General features: G+C 68.8%; 19 protein-coding genes. 7 read left to right on the forward strand and 12 right to left on the reverse strand.

Translation table 11 applies throughout. From position 1 onward, the window contains the following. The first annotated feature begins 2 nt into the window (after positions 1 to 2). From rnhA to Phou_RS44450, 4 genes are all read left to right on the forward strand, one after another. Positions 3 to 500 (forward strand): ribonuclease HI, encoded by a 498-nt coding sequence (gene rnhA / locus Phou_RS44435; protein WP_173069943.1) that lies wholly within the window; start codon positions 3 to 5, stop codon positions 498 to 500. 210 nt (positions 501 to 710) lie between these two features. Then, complete coding sequence (locus tag Phou_RS44440) at positions 711 to 956, forward strand: LapA family protein (RefSeq protein ID WP_173069945.1); 246 nt, start codon at positions 711 to 713, stop codon at positions 954 to 956. Positions 957 to 1,053: 97 nt separating this feature from the next. Then, positions 1,054 to 1,590, forward strand: coding sequence for a DUF5994 family protein (locus tag Phou_RS44445; RefSeq protein ID WP_173069947.1), 537 nt, complete (start codon positions 1,054 to 1,056; stop codon positions 1,588 to 1,590). 85 nt (positions 1,591 to 1,675) lie between these two features. Then, on the forward strand, positions 1,676 to 2,014 hold the full coding sequence (locus tag Phou_RS44450) for an STAS domain-containing protein (RefSeq protein ID WP_173069949.1): 339 nt from the start codon (positions 1,676 to 1,678) through the stop codon (positions 2,012 to 2,014). Between the two features lie 37 nt (positions 2,015 to 2,051). Here Phou_RS44450 and Phou_RS44455 read toward each other — a convergent pair whose 3' ends face one another. The 4 genes from Phou_RS44455 to Phou_RS44470 all read right to left on the reverse strand — a co-directional run bounded on the left by Phou_RS44455 (position 2,052) and on the right by Phou_RS44470 (position 3,315). Next, positions 2,052 to 2,231: a hypothetical protein gene (locus tag Phou_RS44455; protein ID WP_246274605.1), complete on the reverse strand. Its 180-nt coding sequence runs from the start codon at positions 2,229 to 2,231 to the stop codon at positions 2,052 to 2,054. 95 nt (positions 2,232 to 2,326) lie between these two features. Further along, positions 2,327 to 2,542, reverse strand: a complete 216-nt coding sequence (locus tag Phou_RS50775; RefSeq protein WP_178135018.1) for a hypothetical protein — start codon at positions 2,540 to 2,542, stop codon at positions 2,327 to 2,329. Further along, a complete protein-coding gene (locus Phou_RS44465; RefSeq protein WP_173069953.1) occupies positions 2,487 to 3,029 on the reverse strand; it encodes a DUF5994 family protein in 543 nt (180 codons plus the stop codon). Before Phou_RS44465 ends, Phou_RS50775 begins: the two co-directional genes overlap by 56 nt. A gap of 91 nt (positions 3,030 to 3,120) precedes the next feature. Next, positions 3,121 to 3,315 carry a lipopolysaccharide assembly protein LapA domain-containing protein gene (locus tag Phou_RS44470; RefSeq protein WP_173069955.1) on the reverse strand — a complete coding sequence of 65 codons (195 nt, stop codon included), beginning with the start codon at positions 3,313 to 3,315 and terminating at the stop codon, positions 3,121 to 3,123. A 289-nt stretch (positions 3,316 to 3,604) separates the two neighbouring features. Between Phou_RS44470 and Phou_RS44475 the strand changes: the two genes are divergently transcribed. Continuing rightward, positions 3,605 to 5,284 (forward strand): Na+/H+ antiporter, encoded by a 1,680-nt coding sequence (locus Phou_RS44475; RefSeq protein ID WP_173069957.1) that lies wholly within the window; start codon positions 3,605 to 3,607, stop codon positions 5,282 to 5,284. 9 nt (positions 5,285 to 5,293) lie between these two features. On the opposite strand, the gene Phou_RS44480 is transcribed toward Phou_RS44475, so the two are convergent. After that, the gene (locus Phou_RS44480) at positions 5,294 to 6,133 is read right to left on the reverse strand and encodes a glycosyltransferase family 2 protein (protein WP_173069959.1); all 840 of its coding nucleotides are present in this window, start codon (positions 6,131 to 6,133) and stop codon (positions 5,294 to 5,296) included. Positions 6,134 to 6,318: 185 nt separating this feature from the next. On the opposite strand from Phou_RS44480, the gene Phou_RS44485 reads away from it, so the two are divergent. Further along, positions 6,319 to 6,801, forward strand: a complete 483-nt coding sequence (locus Phou_RS44485) for a BON domain-containing protein (protein ID WP_173069961.1) — start codon at positions 6,319 to 6,321, stop codon at positions 6,799 to 6,801. A gap of 296 nt (positions 6,802 to 7,097) precedes the next feature. Continuing rightward, positions 7,098 to 7,547, forward strand: coding sequence for a hypothetical protein (locus tag Phou_RS44490; protein WP_173069963.1), 450 nt, complete (start codon positions 7,098 to 7,100; stop codon positions 7,545 to 7,547). 12 nt (positions 7,548 to 7,559) lie between these two features. On the opposite strand, the gene Phou_RS44495 is transcribed toward Phou_RS44490, so the two are convergent. The 7 genes from Phou_RS44495 to Phou_RS44525 form a co-directional block, all read right to left on the reverse strand. Continuing rightward, a complete protein-coding gene (locus Phou_RS44495) occupies positions 7,560 to 8,291 on the reverse strand; it encodes a GAF and ANTAR domain-containing protein (RefSeq protein ID WP_173069965.1) in 732 nt (243 codons plus the stop codon). A gap of 41 nt (positions 8,292 to 8,332) precedes the next feature. Continuing rightward, positions 8,333 to 8,920, reverse strand: a complete 588-nt coding sequence (locus Phou_RS44500) for a GAF and ANTAR domain-containing protein (RefSeq protein WP_246274607.1) — start codon at positions 8,918 to 8,920, stop codon at positions 8,333 to 8,335. Positions 8,921 to 9,292: 372 nt separating this feature from the next. Continuing rightward, positions 9,293 to 9,655, reverse strand: a complete 363-nt coding sequence (locus Phou_RS44505; RefSeq protein ID WP_173069967.1) for an STAS domain-containing protein — start codon at positions 9,653 to 9,655, stop codon at positions 9,293 to 9,295. A gap of 183 nt (positions 9,656 to 9,838) precedes the next feature. After that, positions 9,839 to 10,012 (reverse strand): CsbD family protein, encoded by a 174-nt coding sequence (locus tag Phou_RS44510; RefSeq protein ID WP_173069969.1) that lies wholly within the window; start codon positions 10,010 to 10,012, stop codon positions 9,839 to 9,841. Positions 10,013 to 10,100: 88 nt separating this feature from the next. Next, on the reverse strand, positions 10,101 to 11,426 hold the full coding sequence (locus Phou_RS44515) for an AI-2E family transporter (RefSeq protein ID WP_173069971.1): 1,326 nt from the start codon (positions 11,424 to 11,426) through the stop codon (positions 10,101 to 10,103). A 29-nt stretch (positions 11,427 to 11,455) separates the two neighbouring features. After that, positions 11,456 to 12,493, reverse strand: a complete 1,038-nt coding sequence (locus tag Phou_RS44520) for a fatty acid desaturase family protein (RefSeq protein ID WP_173069973.1) — start codon at positions 12,491 to 12,493, stop codon at positions 11,456 to 11,458. A gap of 103 nt (positions 12,494 to 12,596) precedes the next feature. Continuing rightward, entirely contained in the window at positions 12,597 to 13,007 is a 411-nt protein-coding gene (locus tag Phou_RS44525) for an ATP-binding protein (RefSeq protein ID WP_218579592.1), read from the reverse strand. Positions 13,008 to 13,077: the final 70 nt, after the last annotated feature.

Consider the following 13,077-nt stretch of genomic DNA (forward strand, 5'->3'; position numbering starts at 1 on the left):
GTGTGGCAGTCGTGGACATTTACACCGATGGCGCGTGCAGCGGCAACCCAGGGCCGGGAGGCTGGGGCGCCCTACTGCGGTACGGCGCCCACGAACGCGAACTGTGCGGCGGCGAGGCGGCGGCGACGACAAACAACCGGATGGAGCTGATGGCGCCGATACAGGCGTTGGAGAGCCTGACGAGGCCATCCGTCGTGCGGCTGCACACAGACAGCACCTACGTACGCAACGGCATCACGAAGTGGCTGATCGCCTGGAAACGCAACGGCTGGCTGACGTCCGGCCGTCAGCCGGTGAAGAACGCCGACCTGTGGCGCCGCCTGGAGGCCGCGGCCGGCCGGCACGAGGTGGAGTGGCTGTGGGTCAAGGGCCACGCCGGTCACCCGGAAAACGAACGCGCCGACCGCCTGGCAGCCCGCGGCCTCCGCGAAGCCACCGGCGCCCCGGAGCCGGCGCGCACCTCTCGCCCCGCCACCCCGATGGACCTAATCGGCGGCTGAGCCGGACCACAGCTCGGCTCGGCCGAAACACCCCTAAGTCGACCGAACGGGTGTACGATGAGGACATCCCGGAATCGACGACATCCCACCCTTGAGGTGCCCGCCACGCCGGCCCACCTAATTGGGGTTGTTATGTCCAACGACCTACGTCGTGTGCGAAGTGGTTCCGACGGTCCAGCCCCCGCGGCGTCGACGACGACCGCCAACCGGGTGCCTCGGACCCGCACCGGCGCCGTCTGGTTCGGTATCTGTGCGGCCGCGCTGATTTTCGTGGTGCTGATCGTGTTCATGTTGCAGAACACCCGTGGCGTGCGGGTCGACTTCCTGTGGATGGACGGCAGCCTGCCGCTGGCGTTGGCGCTGCTGATGGCGGCCGTGGGCGCCGCGCTGCTGACCATGGTGGTCGGCGCCGCCCGGATCGCTCAGCTGCGCCGCCTGTCCCGCCAGCGCCCCTGACCGGAGCTTTGGCACGTCTCCGGCATCTCCTAGACCACCGCACCACCCCAACCAGCCTGCCGCGGGTCCGACCCGATGGCGGGCGAGGAGGTCGACCATGGCCGCCACATCTGCCGCCCTACGCATGACCATCACTTCGTTGACACCGCCATCGACCCCACGGCTGCGGATGGAACCCACGGGCTCGCGGCGTGCCCTTCTTGACGGTGCCTGGTGGCCCCGCTCCACAGACCCCGTCGCCGAGCTGCCCGGCCTGGTCCTGGCCATCGACAAGCTTCGCGGACCGGTCACCCGGCTGGTCCTGGCCGCCGGCGGCTGGGACAGCCATCCGCGCCGCCTCGGCCTAGCCGGTCGTGTCCTGCGGCTGGGCTACTTCGGCAGCCAACCCGTCAGCCTGTTGACCGCGATCTGCGGCAACGACCGGGTCGACCTGCTCGTCGTCCCACCCAACACGGCCGACAGAACGGCCGACGCGGCCATGATTCTGGCCGCCGCCACCACCAACGTCGTCCACGCCCAACACATCCTCCTGGCCGTTGGCACTCCCACCACACGCCCGATCGACGACACCGCCGAGGACGCGTGGGAAGCCGAAGGCGGGCGCACCGGTCCCACCCCAACCCGGGCGATGTAGGGGCCCGCACGCTCACCACACAATCGTTGAGGCACGTTGGGCAGGAGGAACAATGTCCACGACCACTTCTTCGCCGGTGACCGCATTGGCGCAGCTGCACGTCGACACCACCCACCTTTCGGCGTTCACGGCGCGCGTCGCCGTGGTCGGCGTGGTCGACCTGGAAACCACACCGTTGCTGCGCGAGCGGCTGCTGCGCCTGTTGCGGGACCAGAGGCCGGACCTGCTCGACATCGACCTGTCCGGCGTAACCTTCCTGGACTGCACCGGACTTAGCGCGCTGATCGCGGTGCGCAACGCCGCCATCCAAGCCGGCGGCCAGATGCGAGTCAGCCACCCACAGCCCATCGTGCGTCGAGTGTTGGAAATCACCGGGGTGCTGGGCATGTTCACCGCTGCGACGACCCACCCCGGCGGCCGTTGAGCCGATCGATGGCGTGGCATAGAGCCGCGAACGTGCTTTACAGGACCGCGCCGCGTGGTGCTACCTCGATGGCGGCCACACCCCGGCCGTAGAGAATCACGAGCCGGTCGCCGTGCCGGCTGCGAAGCACGCCTGAATCCTCGGCAAGCGTCCTGACGACGTGGTCAACCAACTCGTTCTCGTCGGAGGTGTCGGGGTCTTCGTACGTGATGTCCATACGATCGCCGCCGGTGAGCCGGACCCGAAGCACTACGTTTGCCATGACGTCGAACCTGATTCCTCGTTGGAGCGGTGCCGGAAGGCCGTGCGGTGTCAGGCTGCTTCCTCTGCCCAGACGCGCATGCTCTGCAGCAGCGGTCCGCCGTACGTGGTGACCATCGCGACGTCCACAGCGTCGCGGCCGCGGCCGATGACCACCGTCGCGGGCCCGGCCCGCGACGGCTCGACCTGGAAAACAGCGGGCGTCTCGACCTCAGCCGTGTACCGGAACTCCGACCCGATCCGGACCGTCCGCGATACGGCTGCCATGCCATCGCTCTTGTTCATCAGCGGTCCTATCTGGAGCGGCCGTGGTCGCGGCGAGGAGGATGTGTGGGGCGTGCACGAGGTTTGTGGCCGTGGCAGCCAGGATCATGGCCGCGTCCGCGGTGCCGCCGTCGGTGTTGGGTGGGACGACGAGCAGGTCGACCCGGTCGTTGCCGCAGATCGCGGTCAACAGGCTGACGGGTTGGCTGCTGAAGTAGCCCAGCCGCAGCACCCTGCCGGCGACACCGAGGCGGCGGGGATGGGAGTCCCAGCCGCCGGCGGCCAGGACCAGCCGGGTGACCGGTCCGCGAAGCTTGTCGATGGCCAGGACCAGGCCGGGCAGCTCGGCGACGGGGTCGGTGGAGCGGGGCCACCAGGCGCCGTCAAGAAGGGTGCGGCGTGCGCCGGTGGGTTCCATCCGCAGGCGTGGGGTCGATGGCGGTGTCGACGAGACGATGGTCATGCGTTCGGCAGCGGTCGTGGCGCTCATGGTTGACTCCTTCCCGCCGCCGGTGTCGCCAGTCGAAACCGACGGTGGGCTGGTTGGGTGCGCGGTGGTCCGGGGCGCCGCTACGTGCGCCCTATCGCGTCTGGTGGCGCTGGCGGGACAAGCGGCGCAGCTGGGCGATCCGGGCCGCGCCGACCGCCATGGTCAGCAAGGCCGCACCGACCGCGGCGATCAGCAGCGCCAAGGCCAGCGGCAGGCTGCCGTTCATCCAAAGGAAGTCGACCCGCACGCTACGGGTGTTTTGCAGCATGAACACGATCAGCACCACGGACAGCAACGCCGCTGCGCAAAGACCGAACCACGTCGCGCCGGTACGGGTACGCGGTACCCGTGCGTTGGATGGCGCGGGAGGCGAAACTACCGGGACGCCCTGCGAAACCGTAGTGGCCGGATCGTCTGAAGCGTTGCGCACGCGACGTAAGTCATTGGACATGACATCCCCAATACGGGTGGGACCGGCGTGGCGGGCACCTCAAGGTGGATGTCGTCGATTTCCGGAATACCCTCATCGTACACCCGTTTGAGCCGAGTGCCGGTCTCGCGGGGCAGTCCGGAGAATGGGCGCGGTGAGTGTCGAGTCGGTTTTGCTTTTCGTCCTTGCGGCGGTCGCGGTCATAGTCGTGGTGCGCTGGGTCGCCGATCGGGTGAGCCTGCCGGCCGCCGCGATCCTGCCGTTGGTCGGTATCGGTTACGCGCTGCTTCCGGGGCCCAACGTCACGCTCGATCCGGAGATCATCCTGACGTTCGTGCTGCCGCCGCTGCTGTACAGCGCGGCTCTGGACTCCTCGTTGCTGGCGATCCGCCGCAACCTGCGTACCGTCGTGAGCCTTTCGGTTGTCCTGGTCCTGCTCACCGCGCTGGTGATCGGCTTCGGCTTCGCGTGGTTCGTCGCTGGTGCCACCCTCGCCGCCGGGATCGCCGTCGGGGCGGCGGTCGCGCCGCCCGATCCGGTCGCCGCGCTGGCGGTCGGGCGCAGAGTGGGCCTGCCTCCCAAGCTCCTCACGCTCGTCCAGGGTGAAGGACTGTTGAACGACGCCACCGCGCTGACGATCCTGAGTGTCGCCGTCGCGGCGGCCACCGGTGACGGCTTCTCGGTCCCGTCCGCGCTCGGCCAGTTCGTGCTCGCGGCTGCCGGCGGTGTCGCCGTGGGCATGCTCGTCGCGTTCGTGGTCCGCCTGCTGTCGCGGCCGTTGAGCGGTGACCCCCTGATGGCCAACGCCGTCTCGCTGGCCACCCCCTTCGCCGCCTACCTTCTCGCCGAGCGGATCCACGTCTCCGGGGTACTGGCCGTCGTCGTCGCGGGGCTGATCGTCGGACACCAGCGGCCGCGGTCGGCCTCGGGCGCGAGCAGGCTGCAGACAAGCGCGGTGTGGCGGCTGGTCGACTTCCTGCTCGAAGGCTTCGTGTTCCTCCTCATCGGACAGCAACTGCCCGCCGTCGTCCGCGGGCTCGCGAAGTATGAGACCTCGACCATCGTCGTCGCTGTCGCGATCAGTGTCGGCGTCGTCCTGCTGCTGCGGCCACTGTGGCTGATGCTCACCCAGTCCCTACCTCGCTCGCTGCACACCAGGCTCGGCAGCGAGGTAGTGGACAAGGACGGGAACGACCAGCCGGAGAGCCGCCGGAACCAGCGGCTGAACGGCCGAGAGGTGGTCGCGCTCAGCTGGTCGGGCACCCGAGGTGTGATCAGCCTCGCGGCCATCTTCACGCTCCCGCTGACCACCGACAGCGGCGCCCCGTTCCCGGATCGCGATCTCTTGCTGTTCTGCACGTTTGTCGTCGTGCTCGTCACCCTCGTCGGTCAGGGCCTCACCTTCGCGCCGATCGTCCGGGCCCTGGGGTTGCGCGCGGACGAGACCGACCAGGCCCGCCAGCGGAACGAAGCGCGGGCCGCCTCGGTCGAGACCGCACTCGCCGCGCTCGACGACTTGGAGGCACAGGAGCACGACGACATCCACGCCGACCTGATCGAGACGATGCGCGGACAGTTGCACGCCCGGCTGGCCCGCTACCGGGGCCGCCTCGACCTGCTCCGGGAGGCCGAATCGACGGACCTGCCTGTGTCGCCGCGGTACGAGGCCGCGTTGCACGTACGGAGGGTGGCGATCGACTCCCAACGCGAAGAACTCCTGCGGTGGCGCGATGCCGGCCGGCTACCCGACGACGGCCTGCGGATCCTGGAACGCGAGCTCGATCACGAGGAACGGCTGCTACCCGACCGGCCGGCACGCCGCTGACGGGTGCCGTCAGGCCGGCGCGGGCTCGGGCGAGGTCGAGAGGCCGATGCGGGACGCGCGGGGAGGCATCGGCCTGCGTACCGCCGCGAAGAGCCGTGCCAGCGCGGCCGAGCGGCCGGCCGTGGCCGTGACGCCGGCGATGGCGGCGGCACCCCCGTCGACCCAGCTGTTCCAGCTCGGCCGGTCGGCGGGGTGCAACCGGTCGTGTGCGACCGCCAGGTCCAGCAGCGACCCGGCGATCTCCCGGCACATGTCCGGCTTGTACCTGAACCGGCTGGCGATGACGCCCAGCTGGCACACGGCCGCCGTGCCACCAGCCACCGCGATGGAGATGTTGAGGTGCGACTCGACGCCGAAGTGGGTCGGCAGCGCCTCGCCGAGGTAACGGCGGCGGATCGCCCGGTAGCCGGTGAGGGAGTTGGCGCCCAGCACACCGACCTCGGGGAAGAACTCGGCCACCAGCGGCTCGTAGATGGTGAACGTGCTACTCAGGATGGTGCTCACGTCCGCGTACTCGTAGTCGCCAAGGATGTGGTCGGCGGTGCCGGACACAGCGGCATGGCGCAGCATCGCCGGCACGTTGACGTCGGACGAGACAAGGTCCGCGTCCAGGAAGCAGAGCCAGGGCGAGGTGCTGTCGGCGATTGCCATTGCCATGGCCGCTCCCTTGCCGCGCGGCCCGCGGAGCACCTCCGCGCCCGCCGCCATCGCTCGCTGTGCGGTGGCGTCACTGGACGCGCTGTCCACGACGAGTACCCGGTCGCCCGGCTCCGCGGCCGCGCACGCCTGGCGGACGATCGTGGCGACGTTGTCTTCCTCGTTCCGGGCGGAAATCACGAACGTGAACACGGACCATGCCTCCATTGCTGGGCGATCAGGCGGCGGACAGGCTTTACGCGTCCGCGATCCCAGCGAGGTCCGGGCCGATGATCGCACTAGGAGCCTATGCCACCGGTACGCGGCCGTCGATCACGTAAAACACCGCCAGACGGTTGGCCTGGCGCATTTGCCGGTGGGGGTCCATCGTTAGCCTTATGGCGCAAACCCCGCACGAGATGGACCGAGACCTTCAAGCGGGCGTCGCTGAGCTGCTGGAGCGCATGGCCGGCCACACCGCGCACGTCGGCGTCGCGGTCCGGGGCGGGATGGTGATGCTCTTCGGCGAGGTCGGCAGCACCGCCGAACGGCTGCAGACCAGGCAGGCGGCAATGGGCGTGCTTGGCGTGCGCGGGGTCGCCGACGAGATCGTGGTGCGCGAGCCGGGCACGCCTGGTGCCTCCGATGCCGATCTCACCAAGCTCGCCAACCGCCTGCTTGCCATGGACGCCGCGGTCCCGACCGGTACCGTGCGGGCCGGTGTGCGTGGCTGCGTGCTCACGCTCTCCGGCGCGGTGGCTGTCACCGGCCAGCGGGACGCCGCCGCGCGTGTGGTCCGAAACCTCCCGGGCATCGTCGGACTCTGCAACGACATCCGCGTCGCCGGGCCGGCGACAGACGGCGACTCGCTGTCGAGCTGACGGATCCGCACCTACGGCGGGCATCGAGTGCCGGGAGAAGCTCAAGTCGCCAGGTCCCTGGTGCCGGCGTCTCGCCGAGTCGTACGCCTCAGGCGGTCGCTGGTCTCCAGTTCGCCGCCGCACCTGCCGCTGATAAACGGCGTGCGATCGACCGGTGTACCCGCCTGGCGACTTCGGCACCAACCCTACACGTGACGACGGCCTCGAACCCGGATCCAGCCGTCGGGAAAGATTGACCGAGAACGAACAGGCGTACAGTGAGAGCATCCCGGCTGGGTAGCATCCCCAACTCTGAGGTGTCCACGATGCCGGGCTTAAGGGGATGCCATGCCCGTCCCACGCCCGACCGGACCACCCCCACAGCGCCGCAGACACCGGCGAGCGAGAAGGACGGCCGAGCGGGCCGCAGCCTCATGAAGGATCCGCGTGCTTCGGCCCTGGCGGACTACTTCTACCAGCGTGCCGCCGCCTTCTCGTTCTCCGCGGACGTCAACGACGCCCAGGACACCGCTCGCGCCGGGATGGCGCTGCTCGACGCGGCGGCACTCGCCGCTCAGCTAAGTTCCTCGGACGTGATCCTGCGGACCCTGTCCGAGGCAGGTCGCTTCGAAATGACGCCCGACCGTAAAGCGGTCTTTCTTGAAACGGACGAGCTTCGCGCCGCCATACAGCGGCCACTGCTCGGTAGCCAGATGACCGGCTACGAGATCCTCGCCCTGGTCGTCAAAACCGCCCGCCGCCGGTAGAAGCGGTGCGGGTCAGGGGTCGATGAGCTCGGGGATGCCGGTCGGCTCGGTGACGATCGTGTGCGCGATGTCGCTGATGCGGCGGTTGTGGGCTCGAGAGTAGGCCCGGATGAGGGCGAACGCCTCGTCGACGCTGACCGCGCGGGCCTGGGCGACGGCGCCCTTGGCCTGTTCGATGATGATCCGACTGTTGAGGGCGCCCTGCAGTTGCTCGGTGAGCAGCTCGCCCCGGCGGATGGCGCGTTCCTGGAGTAGGCCGATCGCGGCGATGTCGGCCAGCGCTTGCACGATGGGCACGTCGAAGTCGCGCAGGCTGGGGCCGGGTTCGCGACCGAAGACGTTCAGCGCGCCGATCACCTGGCTGCGTAGCCGCAGGGGGAAGGCGTGGACCGAGCGGAAACCGGCCGCGGTCGCGCGCGGCGCGAATCGTGGCCACCTGCTGGTGGCGTCGGCCAGGTCGGCGTTGACCACGGGTGTCGCGGTGTGGAACGCGTCCAGGCACGGGCCTTCTTTGTTTTGCACCTGGAAGAGCTCCAGGAGCTTGGCGTTTTCATCGGACGCGGCTAGGAACTCGAGCTGGCCGCGCTGGTCAGCCAGCAGCAGCCCGACCGCGGCGGCGTCGACGAGAGTGGCGGTGCGGTCGGTGAGCATGTGCAGGAAGTCGATGAGGTCGAACTCGTCGACCAGGGTGTCGGCAACCTCGACGAAGACCCGAGCGAGCCGTTCAGCGGAAACGGTGGTCATGACTGCCTCACAGCCCTTTCAATTCTGGGTGGATGCTTCGCTCATGGCTGGTCTTTGTCGAACCGTAGCCGGCGGGCGACCACATCTCGCGCGACCGCCGCCAGTGGGCGGCCCTCGGCGAAGGCGTAGGCGCGCAGCCGCGCCATCGCCTCGGCCAGGGGAATTCCGAGCTGGATCATGACCATGCCCTGAGCCTGGAACAGCTCCGCCCGGCCATCCATCGCCTCGGCCAGCCCGTCGGCGGTCGCGTCCGGGCCGGCACGCTCTTGCCCGTCGAGCAGCGTGTCCACCGCGACATCCGCGAAGACCAGCGCCTGCGCCAGCTCCTCGCCGGTCAATGGCCCTGGCCGGGTGCGGAAGAGGTCCAAGACACCCAAGCGGCTCGCGCCAATCTGCAACGGAAAAGCGAACACGGCACGGACTCCGCTGTCGTGGACGGTGGGTGTGTAGACCGGCCACCGGTGCATCGCCCCGTCCGTCAGGTCGGGTATCAGGACCGGGCGGCGGGCTTGGAAGGCGTCGATGCAGGGCCCTTCACCCAACACGAACTGCACCTCCTCGAGGCGCTCAGTCGCCGGATCCGAGGCGGTGGCCATGCGGCGCACACCATCCTCGGCCATCAGGCTCACACCCGCTCCCGACACTCCCAGCGCCTTGGTAGCCACCGCGCACAGCCGCTGCAGGAAACCCCCATGCCGGTCCCGCCGTTAGGGCCGGCAGGCTGCCGCGCGATGAGCGCTTTGATACGGGTGGCATGGTCATCCATCCGCTGTCACCGGCCCGACCAGCGGCACCGCCCGCGACCTCGTGCCACGTCGATGCCACACCGGACCGCTGGCCATTTTCACGGCTGCACCTTTCCGCAGGTCAGGCACTACCAGGGACCAGAGCAGCCACAGGTCGACGTTCCCTTTAGACCCTACCGCGATAAGGTCGACCCCGTCGCTGCAGGAACGTCCGTTTCCCGCGCGGCAACCCTCCTGATCACGCTGCCAGCGACCCTACGGACAGGGGGACGGCGCCCGGGTCTGGACGTCGCCGCCGACCAGCGCGGCTGGTCGGGAGGTCAGCAAGGTCAGCGTGTTTACCAAATCCAACACTTCGCGGACGAATGCCTGCGGTCGGGTAACGATCAGGATCTGCCCGCGGCGGCGTGCGTCGAGGTAGGCGCCCACGAGCTCGCCGATGCCCGTGCAATCCAGGAAGGTGACCTCGCGAAGGTCAACTTCGGTGACCGTCGGGGAAGCGGCGACGACGTCGTGTAGTACGTCGTGCAACTCTTTTTTGACGGCCAAGTCGATCTCGCCGGACAGCAATACTTGAACCGCGTCGGGTGTTTTACGCACCTGATGGGAAAAGATCATGACGCACCTGCTCTCGGACCTCGACCGGAGCAGCTGATCGATCTGCTCCCGGACTGCCAACGCCGAGGTCCAGGGCGATTGGTCCATAGCTAGGAATTCTAGTCCTGGTTGGGGCCGGATAGCAGGTGTGCGGGCCGCGACCTTTGGTCACGACCCGCACCGCAAATTGTGCGAATGGGTGTATCAGCGCTTGAAGGCGTCCTTGATCTTCTCGCCGGCCTGCTTCACGTTGGCGCCCGTCTTGTCGCGCTTGCCCTCGGCTTCCAGGTCGTCGTTGTCGGTCGCCTCGCCGACTCTCTCCTTTACCTTGCCACCCATTTCTTCAGCCTTGTTATCGACCTTGTCATCCAGGCCCATGAGAACCTCCAGTTTCGTCGACGGCCGATTCGGCCCTCGTATAGGTCACCTACCCAGCCCGCCGCGTACTAATCGTTAAATCAGCAGGTCAAGGTCCCATACCGAGACCGGGTGCCGGCACCGCCGCGGCGCCTGGCGCTGCCCGCGCGCCTTGGGCTTCGCGGGCCTGTTCGGCTTCCGCCTCGTCGTCGTCGGTTGGTTCGGTGCCCGGCGGGTTGTGGTCCGGGGTGGGTGTGCCAGTGGGGTGGGCGACCAGGTATCGCACGGCGGTGTTGCCGACGGCGAGCAGCGGGACGGCGACCAGGGCGCCGACGATGCCGGCGGTGACCACACCGATGGCGATGGCGAGGATGACGGCGAGGGGATGCAGGGCGACGGCGCGGCCCATGATGAGCGGCTGCAGGACGTGGCCTTCGAGTTGTTGGACGCCGATGACGATGGCGAGCAGGATCAGGGCGCTGACCGGCCCCTGGGTGACGAGGGCGACGAGGACCGCGACCGCGCCGGACAGGGTGGCGCCGATGACCGGGATGAACGCGGTCAGGAAGACCAGGGCGGCCAGCGGCAGCGCGAGCGGGATCCGCAGGATGGCCAGGCCGATGCCGACCGCGTCGACGAATGCGACGAGGACAGTGGCGTGCACGTAGGACACCAGGGTGTGCCAGGAGTAGTGGCCGGCGCGGGCCACCGGTAGGCGGGCGGGACCGGGCAGCAGGCGGCAGACGAACCGCCAGATGCGGTCGCCGTCGCGCAGGAAGAAGAACAGGGTGAACATGACCAGGAAGAACCCGGCGATCACCTCGCCGACGGTGGTGGCGGTACTCAGGGCGCCGGAGGTGAGCATGCCCTGGTTGTCGGAGAGCCGCTGCTGGAGGTTGTCGATGCTGTCGCTGATCTGTGTTTGGGAGATGTGCAGCGGGCCGCGGGCCAGCCAGCCCTGAACCTCGTCCACGCCTTCCCGGACCTGGGTGGACAGGTCGTCGAACTGGGAGACGAACGTCTGCACGATAAGGCCGAGGCCGCCGAGGACGACAAGTAGCCCGCCGACCAGGACGAGCGCGGCCGCGACCGATCGGTTCATCCCGCGCCGGCGCAGGGCGGCGACCACGGGCTGGAAAAGGGCCGCGAGCAGCAGGGCCACGGCGACCGGGATGACGACGAGGCGGAGCATGGCGATCAGCCGGAGCAGCACGTAGCCGGCGGCGATGAAAAGGATCAGCCGCCACGCCCAGGCTCCCGCGACCCGTACACCCGGGGGCAGGCCGTCGTCGACGGTCGGCGCTGGCCGCACCATCACCACCTGGCCCGGCCCTTGACCGGTGACGTCGTCGGCGTCGAAGGGTGGCGGCGCGGCGCTCTGGGCGGCGGCCAGTCGGGCCCGGGCCCGCTCCCGTACCGACTGTGTCCACCTCATCGCGGCACCGTCCATCCTTGTCGGCGTCATTAGCCTCGTCCGACGGTGTCGAGGTGACGCAGTCCCTGCGCGTACGAGGCGATCAGGCTTGTCTCCAAATAGGACACATGGTTGGTCGCGCAGAACCTGCGGACGATGTGCTGGGCGTGGCGGAGGTTGGCTCGGGGCATCGACGGAAAGAGGTGGTGCTCGATCTGGTAGTTGAGGCCGCCCAGGGCGTAGTCGGTCAACCAGTGACCGCGCACGTTGCGCGAGGTGAGGACCTGGCGGCGCAGGAAGTCGGCTTCCTGCTCCGGGGTGAGCTCAGGCATGCCCTTGTGGTTGGGGGCGAAGGAGCAACCGAGGTACAGGCCGAACAGGGCCTGGTGAACGGCGATGAAGGCCAGGGCCTTGCCGGGCGGCAGGACCGCGAAGACGAGCGCGAGGTACCCGGCGATGTGCACGCTTATCAGCAGCAGTTCGCGCATGTGCGCGCGGGTGCGGTCGGCCAGCAGGTACCGGATGCTCGCGACCCGAAGGTTGAGCGCTTCCAGCATCAGCAGCGGGAAGAACCCCCAGGCCTGGTAGCGGTAGAACAGGCGGGCGACGCGGCCGCTGGCCTGCGTTTGTCTGGCGAAGAACACGAGGGCGCCGGCGCCGACGTCCGGGTCCTTGTCCTCGTCGTTGGGGTGGGCGTGGTGGCGGTTGTGTTTGTCGACCCACCAGCCGTAGCTGAAGCCGACGCCGAGGTTGGCGAGCACGACACCGAGGACGTAGTTCGCGTGCCGGGACGTGTAGATCTGGCGGTGGCCGGCGTCGTGGCCCAGGAAACCGAGCTGGGTGGAGACCACCGCCCAGTACGGTGCCAGCGCGAGCTGCCACCACGAGTTGCCGATCAGCACGAGCGCGGCGACCGCGACTGCGCACATGGCCACGGCGGCCGCCAGCCGGCGGGCGTACGAGCCGGGACGCCGCTCCAGCAAGCCAGCGTCCTTTACCTGGCGGGAGAGTTCGGCATAGTCGCTACCTCGCGACGGCGCCGCGGGTCTGGCGACAGGCGGGAGGGTTGGGGCTTGCGTGGACTGCATCCGGACTCCAGCGATACTCGGCAAGCGGTTTGCCTCGCCGGGGTCCGGAGCGAAGATTGGTTGAATACCCAGTCAGCGCCCGTCTCTAACCTCGCCGACGCCATCATCCGCGCGGCGTGCCGGTGAAGTCCAGACGCTTGGTGAACGACACGGTGGTGCCGTGCCCGAGGTCGCTGGTCACGGTGAGCTGGTCGGTCAGCAGGTCGATCAGGTAGAGACCGCGTCCGGACGCGGCGGTCGGTTGGACCCGAGGGGTCTGTGCGTCGTAGACGAACCCGCCGCCTTGGTCGACAACCTTGACGTCGCATCGGCCGGCGGCGATGTTTACCTTCAAGACATAGGCGTGCGCGCCGTCGGCGTGAGCGACCACGTTGCCGCAAGCCTCGCTGACGACGACGGCGAGCTGCTCGCGGCAGCTCCCCGTCACCTCCAGGGCCGCCAAGGCGGCGCCAAGGACGCCGCGAGCAACCCGAAGGCTCTCGACCTCACGGGGCAGGCACACGACGATACTCACTGTCATATTTGCGCCGGACAATGGGATCGCCTCGCCCTCAGCGGTTGTGCCGAACCTGCGCCTCACCCCC

The sequence above is a fragment of the Phytohabitans houttuyneae genome (assembly GCF_011764425.1).
GTDB lineage: Bacteria > Actinomycetota > Actinomycetes > Mycobacteriales > Micromonosporaceae > Phytohabitans > Phytohabitans houttuyneae.